Raw genomic sequence first — 18,207 nt, forward strand, 5'->3', positions numbered from 1 at the left:
CCAAAGGCGAGGTCAACCTTCGGTATCGCCATCCCCCGCGCCGACCGCTTCGCTCTGCTGCGCGCGCTTTTCCTTCCACGCCACGACCGAGCGCAGATTGCGCTCCAGTTCCGCGATCGTCAGCGGGAAGTAGTTGTCGTCGCCCTCGCGCGCCTGCCAGCTGGCGATGCGCTTTTCCGCGCCACCCACGCCGGCGGCGACGAGCGCCACGCGCACGTCGGACGGATCGAGATCCGTCGCCTGCAGGATCAGCTGCCAGAGCCAGTTCATGCGCTGCGGATCGACGCCGCGCGTCATCGGAGGGCGGGTGTAGACGTGGTTCGTTGAGTCGAAGTCGGGCATATCGAGCTTCCTGCGTGGCGCGTTTCGAGGAGTATGCCATCGGCCTCGGGGATGGCTATCGGAATGTGACGGGATCATGGGGCGGTATCGGCTTTCCATACCCGGCGGTGCCCGCGTCGGTGGGGCGAGCTTGCCCGCTGCGCGGGATCGCCGATGCGATCGGCTCCCACCCTTCGGTAGGTCGGATTGGCTACCGGAGGGTGGGAGCCGATCGTGTCGGCGATTCGTACGTGACGGAACGTTGCAGGCCTTGCGGTAGCCTGCACCGATGCCTCACCGGAGACTTCCGATGCTTCGCCCACTCGTCACCGCCCTGCTCCTCGCCGCCACCCTACCCGCCCTCGCCGACGACGCTCCGAAGGTCGAAGCCCTCGGCGGGCGGCTCGAACGTGCCGAATATCCCTATCCGGTGTCGATGTTCCCGGTGAAGAGTCAGGGGCAGGCGCTGGAGATGGCGTACATGGACCTGAAGCCGGAACACCCGAACGGCCGGACGGCGGTGCTTCTGCATGGAAAGAATTTCTGCGGGCCGTATTGGGCGGCGACGGCCGAACACCTGCGTGCGAAGGGGTTCCGCGTGGTGATCCCCGATCAGGTGGGCTTCTGCAAATCGTCGAAGCCGCGCGGGTATCAGTACAGCTTTCACCAGCTCGCGGCGAACACGCACGACCTGCTGGCGAGCCTCGGCGTCGACAAGGCGACGGTGGTCGCGCATTCGATGGGCGGGATGCTCGGCGCGCGGTATGCGCTGATGTATCCGCAGGGCGTGGAAAAGCTCGTGCTCGTCGATCCGATCGGGCTGGAGGACTGGAAGGCTAAGGGCGTGCCCTGGCGAAGCGTCGATGCGTGGTACGCCAGCGAGGTGAAGACGTCGTACGCGAGCATCAAGGCGTATCAGCTGAAGAGCTACTACGACGGCAATTGGAAACCGGAGTACGACCGCTGGGCGCTCATGCAGGCGGGGATGTACGAAGGCGACGGGCGCGAGGCGTCCGCGTGGGCCGGCGCGCTGACGTACGACATGATCTATACGCAGCCAGTCGTATATGAGTTTCCGGACATCCGCGTGCCGACGGCGTTGATCATCGGGCAGCGGGATCGCACGGCGATCGGCAAGGACGGCACGCCCGCCGATGTCGCGGCGAAGCTCGGGGATTATTCGACGCTCGGCAAGGAGGCCGCGTCGCGCATTCCCGGCGCGACGCTGGTGCCGCTGGACGGGCTGGGGCATTCGCCGATGATCGAAGCGCCGGAGCGGTTCTATCGGGCGCTGGATGGCGTGTTGTGACGGGATCGCGAGCACCCGTTCGCGCGTGAACGCGCTCCCACCCGAAGGTCGGTGGGCGATTACTGCGAGAGGCTGATCTCGCGTTGCACCGGGCGGATCACGTAGCCCACCGGGAGCCAGCCGCCGCTGCCGGGCGCGAGCGAGACGGTCTCGAAGATGACCGCGCGGGCATAGTGCGCGACGAAGATCACGTTGAGGTAATCGCCCGCGGGCAGGCCGGCGGGATCGCGCACGCGGGTGACTTCGAACCATTCGCGCCCGACGAGCGCTCCGCGATCGAGGCGGATCTTGCGCAGGTAGCGCACCCACTCGGCGCGGGGGACGAGCTTCTGCATCATCGCACCGGCTTCGAGCCACATCGCGTCGGGTCGGCGCCCGTCGGACATGCGCACCCAATGCGTGGCGCAGCTGACCGCAAGGTCGAGGGAATTGGGCTGCGGTCCGAGCTTCGGCGCGTTGCTGATGCTCAGCAGCGAGGCGTAGCCGCTGGCGCCGCGGAAGGCGGGCGCAGGGGGCTTGCGCTTTGGCATCGGCACCGAGGACACGGGTCGCGCTCCGGGAGGGGTCGGGGACAGCTTCCGGCGGTCCGGCGCGGGTGCCAAGTCGGCCGGATGGGATACGCGGGTTGGTGGGGTGCGGCCAGGGTGCCCGCTGCCGCGGGAAATCGCCGATGCGATCGGCTCCCACCCCTTCGGTAGGTGCGATATCGCGAGGGTGCCCGCTGCCGCGGGATCGCCGATGCGATCGGCTCCCACCCCTTCGGTAGGTGCGATATCGCGAGGGTGCCCGCTGCCGCGGGATCGCCGATGCGATCGGCTCCCACCCCCTTCGGTAGGTAGGACTGGCTACCGGAGGGTGGGAGCCGATCGTATCGGCGATTCCTGCGAAGCGCGGCCCGCAGGTATCAACGACGGCCGAAGGCCAGCACCTCGTCGGTGTAAGTTTCGACCACCAGGCTGAAGGGCTGGTTGGTCTCGGTGTAGAGGACCGCGCGATGGCGGAGCACGTCGTGCGGGATCGCGAGGCGGGCGTCGCGTGCGGGCGGCAGCGGCGCGTCCATCTCCCAGCCGGTGGGCAGCGGGGACCACAGCAGCTCCGCGCTGATCGTCTGGCGACGGAAATGCAGCGCCTGGACGACCTTGCCGAACGGCTGGTCGGTGGTGTCGAGGATCTGGTTCATTTCCGGCGTGAGGCGCGCGGGCACGTACCAGTTGTCGGCTTCCGAGAGCACGCGCTCGCCGCAGGCGAGCTGCACGCGGCGGTAACGCACGGGTTCGTCCTTGCCGATTCCGAGCGTTTCGCGCGCGTCGTCCGGCAGCGGTTTGTCCTGGCCCTTGATGCGATGCGCGACGATCTTCGCCTCCGGCGCCAGCCCGTGGGCACCGCACCAGCGTTCGAGCGTGAGGGTCGCGCTGGGGTGGCTGAGCAGGTCCGCGTTGAACGACTGCAGCAGCGCCAGCACCTGCGTGCGGGAGGCCACGTCGTCCTTCCACGGTTCGCGCGCTTGCGCGGTGGCTGCGAGGACGGCAAGGGAGGTGGCGGCGATCAGGGTTCGGGTGGTCATGGTTTTTCTTCTTATGAGGTTCGTTGGTCACGAGGGAGTATCCGGCGACACCGGCTTCGGGCCCGCTGCCGCGGGATCGCCGATGCGATCGGCTCCTACCCTGCCGTCAGAGGCCCTTGGCGGCCTGGGCCACCGCGCGGAACAGCGCGCGGCCCTTATTCATGGTTTCTTCCCACTCGGCGCCGGGGTCGGAGTCGTAGACCACGCCGCCGCCGGCCTGCACGTGGAGGCGGCCGTCCTGGATGACGGCGGTGCGGATGGCGATCGCGGTATCCGCGTCGCCCCACCAGCCGAGCCAGCCGATCGCGCCGGCGTAGATGTTGCGCTTGAACGGCTCGAGCTCCTGGATGATCTCCAGCGCGCGGATCTTCGGCGCGCCGCTGACCGTGCCGGCGGGGAACGTGGCCTTGATGACGTCCATGTAGCTGAGGTCGTCCTTGATGTCGCCTTCCACCTGCGACACGATGTGCATCACGTGCGAATAGCGCTCGACGACGAACGATTCCGAGAGCTCCACGCTGCCCGTCTGGCTCACGCGGCCCACATCGTTGCGGCCGAGGTCGATCAGCATGAGGTGCTCGGCGCGTTCCTTCGGATCGGCGAGCAGCTCGGTTTCCAGCGCGATGTCCTCGGCGTCGTCCTTGCCGCGACGACGCGTGCCGGCGATCGGGCGCAGCACCACGCGGCCGTTCTTCAGGCGCACCAGGATCTCCGGCGACGATCCGACGATCTGCGTCGCGCCGATGTCGATGAAGTACATGTACGGCGACGGGTTCGTCGCGCGCAGCGCGCGGTAGACATCGACGGGGCGTGCATTGAAACCGATGCTCAGGCGCTGCGACGGCACCACCTGGAAGATGTCGCCGGCGCGGATGTATTCCTGCGCCTTGCGCACCACGTCCTCGTACTCCTCGCGCGTGAACGACGATTTGAAATCCGATTCGTCGAGCGCGGCGGGCTGGAGCATCTGCGGGTACGAGACGCCGGCCTGGCGCAGGCGGAAGGCGAGCGCGTCGAGGCGACGGGAGGCTTCGGCGTACGCCTGCGGGCGTGACGGGTCGGCGTGGACGATGAGGTACAGGCGGCCCTTGAGGTTGTCGAACACCGCGACTTCGTCGGCGAGCATCAGCAGCACGTCGGGCGTGCCGAGCTCGTCGCGCTTGTCCCACTGGGCGAGGCGCTTTTCGATGTAGCCGATGGTCTCGAAGCCGAAGTAACCGACGAGGCCGCCGGTGAAGTCGGGCAGTCCGGGGAGCTTCGGCACGTCGTACTGCTTGCGCAGCGCCTCGATCTCCGCGAGGGGATCGTCGAGGTGGCGGCGTTCGACCACTTCGCCGCTCTCCTCCACCTCGAGCTCGTGCCCACGGAGGCGATACACGCGCCGGGCCGGCAGGCCGATGATGGAGTGACGTCCCCAGGTCGCGCCGCCTTCCACGGATTCGAAGAGGAAGGTGTACGGGCCATCGGCGAGCTTGAGGTACACCGACAGCGGCGTGTCGAGGTCGGAGAAGACCTCGCGCACCAGCGGAATGCGGGTGTGGCCCTGCGCGGCGTAGGCGTCGAACTGTTCGCGGGAGATCATGGGGTCGTGGGGGCGACGTGTTGGGGTGAATCAGGGATTGTAACGGCGATCTGGCCCGCTGCCGCGGGATCGCCGATGCGATCGGCTCCCACCCCTTCGGTGGGTGGGTTCGTCGCGAGGGTGCCCGCTGCCGCGGATCGCCGATGCGATCGGCTCCTACCCCTTCGGTGGGTGGGACTGGCTACCGGAGGGTGGGAGCCGATCGTATCGGCGATCTCCTGCGCAGCGCGGCGTTCACGCCAGCCGCTGGCGGGGCATGCCCTTGAGGTGGAGGGTGAAGGCGACGCCGTCGTCGATATTTCTTGCGCTGGCGAGGCCCTGGTGGCGCTCGGCCACGAGGCGCACCACGTACAGGCCCAGGCCCAGGTGCGGGGCGTCGCCGGGGGTGGCCTTGTCGCGCAGGCTCACCAGCGAATCGAACAGGCGGCCCTGCATGGCGGCGGGCAGCGGCGGGCCCTGGTTGGCCAGCTCGATGTCGGCGCCTTCGGGCGTGGGGCGCAGCGCGATGCGCATCCAGCCGCCAGGTGGCGTGAACGACAGCGCGTTGTCGAACAGCTTGTCGAGCGCCTGCGCGATGAGCTCGGGCGCGACATGCATGAAGACGGGTGTTGCGGGCATCTCGGCGGTGAGCTTCCGGTTGCCCGTGAGGTTGCGGTAACCCTCGGCGCAGCCACGGACGATGTCCGCGAGGTCGACGTCCTCGGCCTCGGCCGCGGCGATCGCGCGTTCCATGCGGCTGGCTTCGCTCATGGCGCGAACCAGCGCTCCGAGGCGCGCCACGCCGTCGCGTGCGCGGGCGAGGTAGGGCTCGGCTTCGGCGGGCAGGCCGGCGTGGTCGAGGTTGTCGAGCGAGGATTTGACGATCGCCAGCGGCGTGTTGAGCTCGTGCGAGAGCTTCGACGCGAGCGTGCGCAGGTAATCCGTATAGCCGCCCACCACCTCGAACAGGCGCTCGAAGCTGCGCGCCAGGTCGCCGAGTTCGTCGGTGGCGTCGGTGAGAGGGAACGGGCCGTCGAGACGCCCGTCGTTGTCCTGCGCGCGCTCGGCGGCGTTGCGCAGGCGGCGCAGGCGGATGGTGAGACGCGTGGCGAAGAGCAGCAGCACGCCGCCCGCGACGAGCAGCACGGCGAAGCTCGTGAGCAGCAGGCCGAACAACGCGCGGTTGGCCAGCAGCGGCACGGCGCGGCTCGGTTGTTCGAGCAGCACCACGCCGTGCAGCTTGCCGCGCATCTGGATCGGCATCGCGGCGGCGAGCACGACGCTGCCGCGCGCTTCGCCCGCGCGCCACGCGGTGGCGGGTTTGCCTTGCAGGGCCTCGCGCACCTCGGGCAGATCGATGCGCGGCGCATCCTCGGCCCAGGCGCTGTCGGCATCGAGCCGCGTGGCGAGCAGCGAGCGGTAGACGAGCGACGCGAACCATCCGGGGCGCTCGCTGTACGGAAGATCCGGCAGCTGCAGCTTGCCGCTCTGCGCCATCAGCCATGCGCCGTCCGAGAGCACGCGCACGCGGACGCCATCGGGTGCGAGGCGTGCGATTTCCTGGGACAGCGCGGGCGAGAAGTCGAGCAACGGGCGACTTTCGGCGGTGAGCGGTTCGTGGTCGCCATCGGCGATGACATGGACGCCGAGGCCGAAGCGGTCGAGCCGCAGTCCGCGCGGCAGGCGGAACTCCGCGCGGAAGCCGCTGCCGTCTTCCTGCCATTGCGCGTTGATGCGGTCGGGCAGCACGCCGGCCTCGGCGTCGAGCGCGATCGCCGTGGTGGCGCCGGGAGCCGCGCTGGCGAGCAGGTAGCGTTGCGCGTCGTCGCCGCTGCCGATGGCCACGATGAGGTGGTCGGCGTTGAGCGCGAGGCGATCGGTGGCGTCGGCGCGGTGCCGCTGCGGCGCCCGGACGTCGATGAAGAAATAGAGCCAGTGGTCGTCTTCCGCGAGGATCACGCGCGCGTTGCGACCGAAGGTCTGCGCCCAGGGACTGAGCGCGGCGAGGTCGTCGCCGTAGCCGTCGACGGCGATGGGCACGGCGGTGCGCTGCACGTACCACGCGGGGCCCGCGGGCGGCAGCGGCGCGTCGACCACGACGAGGCTGCGGGCCATCGCGCGCGCGGAGGCGACGAGCGCCTGCGCCTGGCCTTCGCGCAGGAGCGTTTCCATCTGGCGCACATAGAGCCAGCCGGCGACCGGGAGGGCCAGGGTGCAGAGGGCGACGAGGAGGAGTTTCTGGCGGAGGGTCATGGGTCGGCCGTCGCCGGCCGGTTCGGCTGCTGTCGGTACTGTTCGGCAAGCGTGCCCGCTACGCGGGATCGCCGATGCGATCGGCTCCCACCCCTTCGGTAGGGAATGGTTGGGGGTGTCACGGGGTCCAGCGGTAGCCGACGCCGTGCACGGTTTCGATCGCGTCGAAATCGGGCGCCAGCGCGACGAACTTCTTGCGGATGCGCTTGATGTGCGAGGTGATCGTGGCGTCGTCGACCACGAGCTCCGCTTCGCGCATGAGCTGGTCGCGATTCTTCACGTGGCCGGGGAAACGCACGAGGGTGTGCACCATCCAGAACTCGGTGACGGTGAGCGGGATCTCGATGCCGTTCCACAGCACGCGCATGCGTTCGGATTCCAGCTTCAGCGGCCCGTGCTCGATCACGGTCTCCGACGCCGTCGGCGTCTTCAGCGACTCGATGCGACGGAACAGCGCCGCGATGCGCGCGGCGAGCTGGTGGAGACTGGTGTCCTTCGAGAGGTAGTCGTCGGCGCCGAGGCGCAGGCCCGAGATCACGTCGAAATCGGAATCGCGCGCCGTGAGGAAGATGATCGGCAAGGTGGCCGACTTCGCGCGCAGCTCGCGGCACAGGTCGAAACCGCCTTCCGGCTCGTCGCCGAGGCCGATGTCGATGATCACGAGCTCGGGCAGGCGCATGGCGAACGCGTTGGACGCCTCGCCGCGCGAGCCGTAGCCGCGCGCCTCGTAACCGAAACGGTTCAGCGCCTCGACGTAATTCGCGCGGATCAGGGGTTCGTCTTCGACGATGGCGATACTGCGGGCCATGGGGCGCTTCCGGTGAGTGGATCGGACTGCGCGCAGGGTGCTATGCGGCCGCCCCATCTGCAAGGCCCGTGCCCGATTTGCCCGCGTTTCGCCTCGTGGCGCGCCGGGTCCGGGCCGCGTCCGGCGCGTCACGAAAACTTTGCCATCCATTTGCCATAAACCGTCTGCGGAATGCCCTACAGGGGACGTTCCTGCCGCCGTCATCGGCGTTCAACTGTCCATGACGGCGCACCGACCGGCGCCGGAGGAGAACCCATGAAGACCAAACCCGACGCCGACAACACCGAACTCGATCGCGACTTCGAGCCCCTGCGCGTGGCCCTCGCCCTTGGCGCCCTGGCTCTTGGCCTGCTCTTCGGCATGCATTGACGGAGGAAGCTCATGGATCTCTTCGACGACTTCGTGGAACCGGCCATGGAAGGTCCTGGCGCGGCTGGCGCGCACGGAAGCGCGCCAGTCGCCGGGGCGGCGGAACCCGACCCGAACTGGCAGCCGGTCTGACCGGTCACCCTTCCCCCTGAGACGCTCCTGACGGAGCCTCCCTTCACTCCCCCAGCCGCCTGGCCGGGGGAGCTTTTTGTCGCGGTTACCGTGGCGCCTTGACCTCGGACGCCACCTGGCCGATCGCCACGTAGCCCGGCTGCACTTCGCCGACCGTCACCGTGCCGACCATGCCGCGGAAGTACTCGTCGGCGTCGTCCTTGATCATCTTCCCGACGGCGTAGCCCGAGACACCGCCGACGCGCGAGGTGTCGGTGCCGTCCCCGAACTGGCCGGTCGGGTCGCCCGGCGGGGTGAGGCCCGCGATGAAGACGGAGCCGCCGAAGAACGAGGCGGCCTCGATCATGCGCATCTCCGACTGGTAACGACGGTGGGCGCGGACGCCCGCGCTGGTGTCGGCGTAGGTTTCGCGCAGATCCTTCCAGTAGACGTTCGCCTGGGCGCGCTCCTCGGCCGTGCTTTCGAGATACGCGCGGGCGAACGCTGCTTCGTACTTCGGATCGTGGCGCTCGGCCGCGATGGCGAGCCAGGCGATGCCGAGCGGACGGTTCACCCTGCCCTCGTCGCCGTTGTAATACATGAGGCCCAGGATGTACTGCGCCGGCTTGCTGGCCCAGTAGGCGGCGTCGCGCAGGCGCTCGGCGGCGAGGTTGTTGTGGCCTTTGCCGAAATCGCGGACCGCGGCGCAGAAATAGTATTCACCCGGGAGGAGCCGCTCCAGGCCGGTGGCGCAGTAGCGCACGGTCTGGCGGATCACGTCCTTGGGATTCGAAGGAGACGCCTCGCCGGCGATCGCGCCAGCGGCGAAGACGGTGCAGAGCAGGGATAACGCGATACGCCTTACCGACATGATGTCCTTCTCCCCTGGTCGTGGTTCCGTGGATGGGTAGGAGGCGCCTCCTCGCGAGAAGATGTCGCGCGCAGGGCGCGCTCCTACCGGGTTAGTCCTCGGACGGTTTCGGCGTGCGGGCCGCGATGGTGCCGATGGGCACGAGTTCGGCGTCGCCCACGAAGACGTGGCTGTTGTAGCCGTAGAAGTAGATGGCCTTCTGGCTCTGCAGCAGGCGGCCGAGCGAGAAGCCGCTCTGCAGCGGTGCGTCCTCGGCGAAGCCGTAACCGTAGGGGATCGTCACGCCGTCGATGAAGACGCTGCCGCCGAAGTTGGTGGCCCAGGCGATCTGCTGGTATTCGCGATCGAAGCGGCGCTCCGCGCGGGGAGCGGCGACGGCGTCCGCGTAGGTTTCCTTCAGCTCCTGCCAGTACGCATTGGCCTGCGCACGCTCTTCGGGCGTGACCTGCTGGAAGGCGGAGATGAACGCGGGCTCGTAGGACGGATCGTGGCGCTCCGCCGCGAGCGCCAGCCAGGCGAGTCCAAGCGGACGGTTGCGCTGCGCGTGGTCGCCGTTGAAGTACATGACGCCAAGGGCGTATTGCGCGGGTTTGCTGGCCCAGCGCGCGGCATCCTTGAGGCTTTCGCGGGCGAGGCCTTCGTGCCCGCTCCAGTAGCTGCGAGCCGCGGAGCAGAAGTAGTAATCGCCCGGGAGGAAGCGCTCGAGTCCGCCGGGGCACGGCATCAGCGATTTCGCGACGACGTCTTTCTGATCGGGCAAGGGCTGCGGACGCTGACCGGCGAGGGCCGCCATCGGCGTGGCCAGAACGAGGAGCAAGACAAGAACGGACGACGACTTCATCAGCGTATCCTCCAGAGGCTCACCCGAGAGCACGGTTTACAGTACTACATAGTTTGCTTTTTGCTCGTGAAATCTTGTTTAGCTGGCGGGTGGCGGCAGCAAGAAGCTTCGGAAGCTGCCGCGGGCGGCCGGAGGATGTCGCGGGCGGCGGCTCAGGGGTTCTTTTCGATCGCGGCGTGCATGCGGCGGATGACGTCGGCGTAGTCGGGGGCGCCGAAGATGGCGGAGCCGGCGACGAAGGTGTCGGCGCCCGCGGCGGCGATCTGGCCGATGTTGTCGGCGTTCACGCCGCCATCCACTTCGAGGCGGATGTTGCGGCCGCTGGCGTCGATGCGCTCGCGGACGTGGCGGATCTTGTCGATCGCGGTCGGGATGAACTTCTGCCCGCCGAAGCCCGGATTCACCGACATGATGAGCACCATGTCGATCTTGTCCATCACGTAGTCGAGCCACGACAGCGGCGTGGCCGGGTTGAACACGAGGCCAGCCTCGCAGCCTTCATCCTTGATCAGCTGGATGGTGCGGTCGACGTGCTCGGTGGCTTCCGGATGGAAGCTGATGCTGCGGGCGCCGGCCTTCGCGAAGTCCGGAACGATGCGGTCCACCGGCTTCACCATCAGGTGCACGTCGATGTGTTCGGTGATGCCGAAATCGCGCAATGCCTTGAGCACCATGGGACCGATGGTGAGGTTGGGCACGTAGTGGTTGTCCATCACGTCGAAGTGCACCCACTGCGCGCCGGCGTCGAGCACCTTGCGCGTGGATTCGCCGAGGCGGGCGAAATCGGCGGAGAGGATGGACGGGGCGATGACGGGGGACTGCTTGGCCATGATGGGTACCGTTCGACGAGAAGTGCTTTCGGATGATATCGCCGGGGGGCCGCTGTCGCGGAATCGCCGATGCGATCGGCTCCCACCCTCCGGTAGCTATGGTGCGGGCATCGGCCCCCGCCTTACTTGAACCCTCTTTCCGCCTTGACGCGCTCGTAGGCCGCGTTGATTTCGCTGGCGCGGGCTTCGGCGCGGCGGCGCATGTCCTCGGGCAGATCGCCGAGGCGGTCGGGGTGGTGTTCGGAGATCAGCTTGCGGTACGCGCGCTTGATGGCGCGGTCGTCGGCATCACGCTGGATGCCGAGCACGGCGTAGGGATCGGGGCCCTGCGGATTGCGCTGCGGGGGCACGTAGCCGCCGCCATTCGCGCGGCCGCCACCGTAGGAGCGGCCCCCGGCGCTGGCGTTCCAGGCGTAGCCCTTCATCGCCATGAGCGCCATCAGCTCCATGTCGCTGACGCGCAGCGCGAAGGCGAGCTGGCGCAGGATGGCCATCTTCTCCGGCGACGGCTGGCCTTCGGCGAGCACCGTCTCGATCACCACGTCGATCACCGGGAACGCGTGGTCGCGACGGTGGCCGACCCACTGGCGCAGTTCGTCGATCACGGCCGCGGCGTCGAATTCGGGCTGCTTGCCTTCGTTGAACGCTTCGATCGCGACGCGGCGGGCGTCCTGGTCGAGGCCCATGCGCGCCATGAGGCGTTCGGCGATGGCGATCTCGGCTTCGGACACGCGGCCATCGGCCTTGGCGACCGCGCCGATCAGCGCGAACAGCGGCGCGACGTAGCCGCCCTGGGTCGGAGTGCGCTGGCGCTGCTGGCGGCTGGCGTCGAACATGAAGCCGAGGATGCCGCCGACGAGCGCGCCGAGCAGGTTGTGCGTCACCGACATGCCGATGACGGCGCCGATGAGTGTGGCGGTGAAATTCATGGGGCGGCCCGGGGCGGGGTCAGGGCGGAGTACCACTGGGCGAGCTGGTCGAGCTCCGCGTCGGTGAGGGGACCGGTCGCTGCGCGCATCACGGGGATGTCGCGGCGGCCGTCGCGATACTGGCGCAGCGCTTCGCGCAGGTAGTCGAGTTTCTGCCCGGCGAGGTTGGGCGCGCCGGGGATCTTCGCCACGCCGTCCTCGCCGTGGCAGGCCGCGCACAGTCCGAGGCGCGCCGGCTTCGCAGGCGGTGCGGCGAGGACAGGGACGGAAAGGGCCAGGGCGATTGCCGCGGTCGTGAGGATGCGCATGGGCGAGCTATGGGGGCGTTGATCGGGAATTCTAGCAGGGTGGTGAGCCTGGGCCCGCTGGCGCGGGATCGCCGATACGATCGGCTCCCACCCTTCGGTAGGCGGGACGCCGACCGTTCGCGGCGACACCGCTACAATGGGCGGATTCCCCGCCTCACCGGAGCCTCGCCGTGCCCACCACCCTTTCGCAATCCGACCTGCCGGGCCTGGAGCTCATCCACCGCGGCAAGGTGCGCGACGTCTACGCCCTGCCCGGCAACCGCCTGCTGATGGTGGCGACGGACCGGCTGTCGGCGTTCGACGTGGTGCTGCCCGATCCGATCCCGGGCAAGGGCGAGATGCTGACGCAGATCTCCAACTTCTGGTTCGACAAGACGAAGCACATCATCCCGAACCACCTGACGGGCGAGGACGTGGCCTCGGTGCTTCCCGCGGGCGTCGACCCGGCGCTGTACGCGAAGCGCGCCGTGATCACGAAACGTCTCAAGCCGGTGCCGGTGGAAGCCATCGCGCGCGGCTACCTCATCGGTTCGGGCTGGAAGGACTACCAGGCCACCGGCGCGCTCTGCGGCATCACGCTGCCGCCCGGTCTGCAGCAGGCGGAAAAGCTGCCGGAGCCGATCTTCACCCCGTCGACGAAGGCGGCCGTGGGCGACCACGACGAGAACGTGAGCTTCGACAGCGTGGTGGCGGCCGTGGGCGCCGATCTGGCGAACGCCGTGCGCGACGCCACGCTCGAGATCTACCGCTTCGCGGCGGAGTACGCGGCGAAGCGCGGCATCATCGTGGCGGACACCAAGTTCGAATTCGGCACGGACGAGAACGGCGTGCTGCACATCATGGACGAGATGCTCACCCCGGATTCCTCGCGGTTCTGGCCCGCCGACGACTACCAGGTGGGCATCAGCCCGCCCAGCTACGACAAGCAGTTCGTCCGCGATTACCTGGAGCAGATCGGCTGGAACAAGACGCCTCCCGCGCCGAAGGTGCCCGCCGACGTCATCGGTGGCACCGCCGAGAAGTACGCCGAGGCGCTCGACAAGCTGGCCGGCATCCGACTGGACTAAGCTTGGCGCAACGAAGGCAGCACGGAGGGGACGCCATGCGCGACGCAGCCACCTGGTTCGGCAACTACAGCCGCGACCACCAGAACGCCACCAATCGCCTGATCCACTGGATCTGCGTGCCGGCGATCACCTGGACGGTGGTCGCCTTCGTCTGGCTGATCCCCGTGCCCGGCTGGCTCGGCCGGCCCGGGTTCTGGGCCGTGCTCGCCATGTTCCTGGCCTTCTGTTTCTACTATTTCCGCCTGTCGCGGCGCATCGGCCTGGCCATGGCCGGCGCGTTCATCGTGCTGGCGCTGTTCACCGACATGCTCTACCGCTCCATCGGCAGCGGCGGCCTTCTCTGGCTGGCCGTCGTGGTGTTCGTGGTGGCGTGGATCGGGCAATTCATCGGGCACCGGATCGAAGGCCGCCGGCCGTCCTTCCTCACCGACCTCCAGTACCTGCTGATCGGCCCCGCGTGGCTGATGAGCAAGGCCCTCGGCCGGTTCGGCCCGTCCTACTGAACGACCCGACGTGACCCAGACCCTCCTGACCCTGCTTTCCGCCGCGATCTGGTGGGTGATCTATTCCAGCGCCGCCGCCGTCGTCCCCGCCGTCATCGGCTGGTTCGCCCTGCGCTGGCTCGAGCGGGTGCCCGTGGTGTTCAACCGCGTCTACCTGGCCAGCCTGCTGTGGATGCTGCTGGCGGTGCTCACGGGCGGACTGGTGATCGCCGCGCAGCATGGGCAGGCCGTGGGCCAGTCCGTCTTCGCCCTGCCCTGGATGCGCGCCGCGCTGGTGCTGGACATGCTCGCCGGCGTCTGGCTGATCTGGCGGCTCGTGCCGCGCGTCGACGCCCGCCGCGTGAAGCCGACCAGCGCCTGCATGGTGGTGGCCCTGGTGATGGTGGTCGCCATGATCGGCGGCACCGCGCTGCACCGATAGCGCCGGGCTATCGGCACCATTGGGAAGAACCATTGGACTCGGGGGATGCCGACCCCATAATGAGAGTCATTCGTATTGGGGTGACTCGCCATGGCCCGCAAGATCAAGTTCGCCGCGACGCACTTCAGCATCGCGTTTTCGATGAGTTACGCCGTGAACCAGAACGTCGCGATCAGCACGATCGTCGGCATCGCCGAGCCCATCGCGTTCGCGTTGGGTCGGGACATGTCCCGCGGCGACAAGGGCGGCCTTCGCCTATCGGCCGCCGCCTGACCCACCGCCCGCGCGGGCGTTGGTATCGGTCACGGAGCGGGTGAAACCCTCGAACGGGATGTCGGTGATGCCGACCAGCCCGATGTGCGCGTTCTCACCGTCCAGCACGCGTCCCGTCACCGGCTGATCGACGTACTGGAACCAGTGCGTGCCGACGAGGACGCCCGACGCCACGGCGGCGTCGACGAAGCGCGCGTAGGCCTTGCCGCGCTCCTCTTCACTGGCCACCGCGGCGACGCCGTTGCCGAACGGGCCGCGATCCGCCGAGCCGAAGTGGAACTCGGTGATCATCGCGGGCTTGTCGTAGCGGCGGAACGCGGCGATGTCGAAGCCGTGTTCGGGCACGTCGGTGTACGTGTTGATGCTGGTGACGTCGGCATACCGGGCGCTCGCCTCCTCCACTTCGGGCGTGCGCACGGCGAGGCGTCCGCCGAGGAAGAGGTGATGCGGATCGGCTTTCTTCAGTGACGTCGCGACCGTCTCGAAGTACTTCCCTGCGTAGAGCTTCAGGAAGGCGATGTCGTCGGCCGCGATCGCCGGATGCGCTTCGTTCGGATCCGGCGCCTTGAACCTGCTCGCCGCCACCTGATCCCACGACGTGACCGCGACGCCCCACGCCTTCGCGAACGCGGCCACGTCGCCGCGCGTCTTCTTCAGGTAAGCGAGGAAGGCCTGTTTCGCCGGGCTTTCCGGACCCTGCGCGAGGCTTCCGGTCGCCAGCGCCCAGCGGCCTTGCGGCCCCTGCCCCGCCCACGCGAGTTCATTGTCGGCGAAGTAGCCAAGCAGCCAGGGATCGTCGCGCACGCCCTTCGTCGCCTTCGCCACGGCGGCGTCGGTCGCCGCGGCGAACTTCGGATCGAAGGGATCGGGCATGCGGCCCCAGTAATCGAAGCCGGTGGCGACGGTGTTGTAGTCGCCGACGATCAGGATGGGCACGGTGTAGGCGATGCGGTGGTCGCCCGCGAAGGCAGGATCGCTCCAGTTGCCGAGCGTGTTGAAGCGCCAGCGCTTCAGGCGGTCGACCGTGCGCCGACGCCACGCGGCGTTCGCATCGTCGCCGAGGGAACGGGCGACGTTGGCGGCATAGATGTCCCACCACAGGCCATGGTTCATGCCGATGTCGCGTTGCGAGCCCTGGTCGCTGCGGCTGTCGGCGCTACCGGTGTGCGGGGCGCCCGCTTTCGGCGGCGCGGTGAACATGAACTCGCGTCCCTGCACATACGTGCGTCCGTCGGTGAGGTTCACCGCGTTGACGCCGAGCGAGAAGAAGGCATGGCCTTCGGGCGTCACCAGCCACCAGCGATCGCCCTGCTTCTGGGTGTGGAACCACCCGGTCGCCTGCATGGCGGGAAGGTCGATGCGGCCGCCATAGCGATCGAGGTTCGCCGCGGGCGTCGCGACGGACGCCGCGTTCGCACGCTGTTTCAATGCGGCGTCGTCGGCGATCTTCTCCGGCCAGGTCGCGCGGGTGAACTGACCGTAGCGGTCGACGATGCCGGTATATGCGCGGCGCAGATCGTCGTCGCCCGCGACATCGTCGAGCGTGCCGAAGAGCAGCGTCTGCGGCGCGCCTGGCTGCGGCGTGGAGAACGTCACGCGCGTGATCGCGTTCGCGTCGATCGCGCCGTCGACGTTGGTGGCGACGAGACGCCGGGTGGTGCCGTCGTCGAACGGCATCGGCGGACCGGCGTGCATGCCGAAGGCGCGCGGCGAGGTGGCGTGCAGCGGAAGCGACAGCGTCTGCGGCGGGCCCGGTGGCAGGCCGACGGTCGCCGTGAGGTGTTTGTCGCCGGAAGCGACGTCGATCGTCAGCGTCACGGGCCACGGCATGCCGTTCTGCACGCGCAGGCGCATCGTGCCGTTCGCGGGCCAGTGCCACGCGCCCTGCGCCGGCGTGAGCGTCAGAGCGGGGCTGGGCGACGGCTTGAAGGTGGCGGCGACGAAAGCCTCGCCGGTGGCGGTCTTGCGGATCGTGGGGTCGAGCGTCGCGTTGGTCGTCGCGACGCGCACCGTGGCGTCGGGACGCGCGAAGTCGATCGCGGTCGCCTGGGCGGTGCCTACGAAACTGCCGATGACGAGCAAGATGAAGGTGCGCATGAGGGGACTGTCGCACGGCGCGGGTGAATCGTCACTCGATGCGATCGGCGGTTGCCCGCTTCGGTTGGTGGTGTTCGCGAGGATGCCCGCTGCCGCGGGATCGCCGATGCGATCGGCTCCCACCCTTTGGTAGGGGGGATATCGTGGGGGTGCCGCTGCCGCGGGATCGCCGATGCGATCGGCTCCCACCCTTCGGTAGGTGGCTTGCGACGAGATGGCTACCGGAGGGTGGGAGCCGATCGTATCGGCGATCTCGATCAGCGAGCGACCGACTTCCGGCGCCATAGGTAGTACACCGGCACGCCAAGGGCGATGATCACCAGACTCATGCCGGCATCGCCAGGCGCCGCGATCGCCGTGGCCGCGATCACGCAGAGCACCGTCGTGGAAAACACCATCGGCAGCCACGGGTACCCGGGCACCAGGTACGGCGACGGCTCCGACCGCAACTTCTTGCGATACCAGAAGATGGTCGCGATGCCGAAGGCGTGCGACAGCCACTCGCCGACGGTCGTGTAATTGAGCAGCGCGTTGAAGCTACCGGAGAGGATCAGCACGATCGCCCAGCCGCCGAGCGCCACCAGCGCGAACTGCGGTGCACCCGTGCGCGGCTCGATCTTCGCGATCGGCCGGAAGAACATTCCATCGGCGCTCATCACCTGCAGCACGCGCGCGCCGCCCGCGATGGCGATGCTGCAATAACCGAAGGTGGAGCACGCGATGCCGACCGCGATGACCGTGGCGCCCGATTCGCCGAAGACGCGGCGCATGAGGTCGGCGGCGGGCGCCGTGCTCGCGGCGAGTCCGGCGTGACCGAGGCCGGCCATGTACGCGATGTTGACCAGCACGTAGCAGACCACGACGCTCGCCATGCCGAGGCCGAGCGCGCGCGGCAGCGTTCGCTGCGGATCGCGGACTTCGCCGGCCAGATCGTTGAGGTAGTGGAAGCCGCCGTAAGCGAAGAGCGCCGGGAGCAGCGCACCGATGATGGTGCTGGCGGGCACGTCGTTCGTGGGATCGGCGACGAAGGCCGCGCCGAGATGACCGCGCGCGAGGTACAGGCCGACGACGATGAGCAATGCGACCGCGCCAAGCTTCAGCACGGTGAAGATGTTCTGCACCAGGGCACCGGCGCGAATGCCGAAGAGATTCACCGTGACGATGAACGTGATCGCGCCCACGGCGAACGGCTTCACCCATTCGTGCGGGAGGCCGATGGCGCGGCACGCGTAGTCGGCGAACGTGGTCGCGACGGCGGCGACGCTGCCGGGATAGTTGATGAGCGCCATCGTCCAGCCGAAGAGGAAGGCCGGAAGCTGCCCGAACGCTTCGCGTAGGTAGACGTAGGTGCCGCCGGCCTGGGGCCGCCTGGCGCCGAGTTCCGCGTAGCAGAGGACACCCGCGAGGGTGAGCAGGCCGCCGAGCGTCCACAGCACGATGACTTCGGTGCCGGAACTGGTGAGCTGCGCGACGGTGGCCGGCGTGCGGAAGATGCCCCCGCCGATGACACCGCCGATGACGATCATCGCGGCATCCCAGATGCCGAGACGACGGAAGTAGTGGGCTGGCTGGGGTGCTGGCATCCGCCGACGATGCCATAAGCGAGGCCCTACTGCGACCTGTTCGTGCCGCTGCCGCGGGATCGCCGATGCGATCGGCTCCCACCCCTTCGGTCGGTGAGTCCTTCGCGAGGGTGCCCGCTGGCGCGGGATCGCCGATGCGATCGGCTCCTACCCCTTCGGTAGGGGGGTTCGTCGCGAGCGTGCCCGCT

The 18,207-nt window shown here is 68.5% G+C and carries 18 protein-coding genes; 5 read left to right on the forward strand and 13 right to left on the reverse strand.

Features of this window, described 5'->3' with window-relative positions:
- Nucleotides 1-12: 12 nt before the first annotated feature.
- On the reverse strand, nt 13-342 hold the full coding sequence (locus tag BMW54_RS11065) for a hypothetical protein (RefSeq protein WP_090055394.1): 330 nt from the start codon (nt 340-342) through the stop codon (nt 13-15).
- Nucleotides 343-631: 289 nt separating this feature from the next.
- Here BMW54_RS11065 and BMW54_RS11070 point away from each other — a divergent pair, with 289 nt between their 5' ends.
- On the forward strand, nt 632-1,630 hold the full coding sequence (locus BMW54_RS11070; RefSeq protein ID WP_090055397.1) for an alpha/beta fold hydrolase: 999 nt from the start codon (nt 632-634) through the stop codon (nt 1,628-1,630).
- 59 nt (nt 1,631-1,689) lie between these two features.
- On the opposite strand, the gene BMW54_RS11075 is transcribed toward BMW54_RS11070, so the two are convergent.
- From BMW54_RS11075 to BMW54_RS11120, 10 genes are all read right to left on the reverse strand, one after another.
- Nucleotides 1,690-2,160 (reverse strand): DUF4019 domain-containing protein, encoded by a 471-nt coding sequence (locus tag BMW54_RS11075; RefSeq protein ID WP_139206089.1) that lies wholly within the window; start codon nt 2,158-2,160, stop codon nt 1,690-1,692.
- 374 nt (nt 2,161-2,534) lie between these two features.
- Nucleotides 2,535-3,194: a UTRA domain-containing protein gene (locus tag BMW54_RS11080; protein WP_090055403.1), complete on the reverse strand. Its 660-nt coding sequence runs from the start codon at nt 3,192-3,194 to the stop codon at nt 2,535-2,537.
- A gap of 106 nt (nt 3,195-3,300) precedes the next feature.
- Nucleotides 3,301-4,776: an anthranilate synthase component I gene (gene trpE / locus BMW54_RS11085; RefSeq protein WP_090055406.1), complete on the reverse strand. Its 1,476-nt coding sequence runs from the start codon at nt 4,774-4,776 to the stop codon at nt 3,301-3,303.
- 234 nt (nt 4,777-5,010) lie between these two features.
- A complete protein-coding gene (locus tag BMW54_RS11090) occupies nt 5,011-7,008 on the reverse strand; it encodes an ATP-binding protein (protein WP_090055409.1) in 1,998 nt (665 codons plus the stop codon).
- A 118-nt stretch (nt 7,009-7,126) separates the two neighbouring features.
- Nucleotides 7,127-7,816, reverse strand: coding sequence for a proteobacterial dedicated sortase system response regulator (gene pdsR, locus BMW54_RS11095; RefSeq protein WP_090055412.1), 690 nt, complete (start codon nt 7,814-7,816; stop codon nt 7,127-7,129).
- A 586-nt stretch (nt 7,817-8,402) separates the two neighbouring features.
- Nucleotides 8,403-9,167: an SEL1-like repeat protein gene (locus BMW54_RS18825; protein WP_090055414.1), complete on the reverse strand. Its 765-nt coding sequence runs from the start codon at nt 9,165-9,167 to the stop codon at nt 8,403-8,405.
- 91 nt (nt 9,168-9,258) lie between these two features.
- Nucleotides 9,259-10,008, reverse strand: a complete 750-nt coding sequence (locus tag BMW54_RS11105) for a hypothetical protein (protein WP_090055417.1) — start codon at nt 10,006-10,008, stop codon at nt 9,259-9,261.
- Between the two features lie 152 nt (nt 10,009-10,160).
- Nucleotides 10,161-10,838 (reverse strand): ribulose-phosphate 3-epimerase, encoded by a 678-nt coding sequence (gene rpe, locus BMW54_RS11110; RefSeq protein WP_090055420.1) that lies wholly within the window; start codon nt 10,836-10,838, stop codon nt 10,161-10,163.
- Nucleotides 10,839-10,960: 122 nt separating this feature from the next.
- The gene (gene djlA / locus BMW54_RS11115) at nt 10,961-11,767 is read right to left on the reverse strand and encodes a co-chaperone DjlA (protein WP_090055424.1); all 807 of its coding nucleotides are present in this window, start codon (nt 11,765-11,767) and stop codon (nt 10,961-10,963) included.
- Nucleotides 11,764-12,075 carry a c-type cytochrome gene (locus BMW54_RS11120; protein ID WP_090055427.1) on the reverse strand — a complete coding sequence of 104 codons (312 nt, stop codon included), beginning with the start codon at nt 12,073-12,075 and terminating at the stop codon, nt 11,764-11,766. Before BMW54_RS11120 ends, djlA begins: the two co-directional genes overlap by 4 nt.
- A gap of 170 nt (nt 12,076-12,245) precedes the next feature.
- On the opposite strand from BMW54_RS11120, the gene BMW54_RS11125 reads away from it, so the two are divergent.
- The 4 genes from BMW54_RS11125 to BMW54_RS11140 all read left to right on the forward strand — a co-directional run bounded on the left by BMW54_RS11125 (nt 12,246) and on the right by BMW54_RS11140 (nt 14,339).
- Nucleotides 12,246-13,142: a phosphoribosylaminoimidazolesuccinocarboxamide synthase gene (locus BMW54_RS11125; protein WP_090055430.1), complete on the forward strand. Its 897-nt coding sequence runs from the start codon at nt 12,246-12,248 to the stop codon at nt 13,140-13,142.
- Nucleotides 13,143-13,177: 35 nt separating this feature from the next.
- Nucleotides 13,178-13,645 (forward strand): Mpo1 family 2-hydroxy fatty acid dioxygenase, encoded by a 468-nt coding sequence (locus BMW54_RS11130; RefSeq protein WP_090055434.1) that lies wholly within the window; start codon nt 13,178-13,180, stop codon nt 13,643-13,645.
- 10 nt (nt 13,646-13,655) lie between these two features.
- The gene (locus tag BMW54_RS11135) at nt 13,656-14,066 is read left to right on the forward strand and encodes a hypothetical protein (RefSeq protein ID WP_090055437.1); all 411 of its coding nucleotides are present in this window, start codon (nt 13,656-13,658) and stop codon (nt 14,064-14,066) included.
- A gap of 90 nt (nt 14,067-14,156) precedes the next feature.
- Nucleotides 14,157-14,339, forward strand: coding sequence for a DUF2061 domain-containing protein (locus tag BMW54_RS11140; RefSeq protein WP_090055440.1), 183 nt, complete (start codon nt 14,157-14,159; stop codon nt 14,337-14,339).
- Here BMW54_RS11140 and BMW54_RS11145 read toward each other — a convergent pair.
- Nucleotides 14,322-16,436 (reverse strand): beta-agarase, encoded by a 2,115-nt coding sequence (locus BMW54_RS11145; protein ID WP_090055935.1) that lies wholly within the window; start codon nt 16,434-16,436, stop codon nt 14,322-14,324. The genes BMW54_RS11140 and BMW54_RS11145 overlap by 18 nt on opposite strands.
- 257 nt (nt 16,437-16,693) lie before the next feature.
- Nucleotides 16,694-18,019, reverse strand: coding sequence for an APC family permease (locus BMW54_RS11150; RefSeq protein ID WP_090055443.1), 1,326 nt, complete (start codon nt 18,017-18,019; stop codon nt 16,694-16,696).
- Between the last annotated feature and the right edge of the window lie 188 nt (nt 18,020-18,207).

The sequence above is a fragment of the Luteibacter sp. 329MFSha genome, from assembly GCF_900111665.1.
Lineage (GTDB): Bacteria > Pseudomonadota > Gammaproteobacteria > Xanthomonadales > Rhodanobacteraceae > Luteibacter.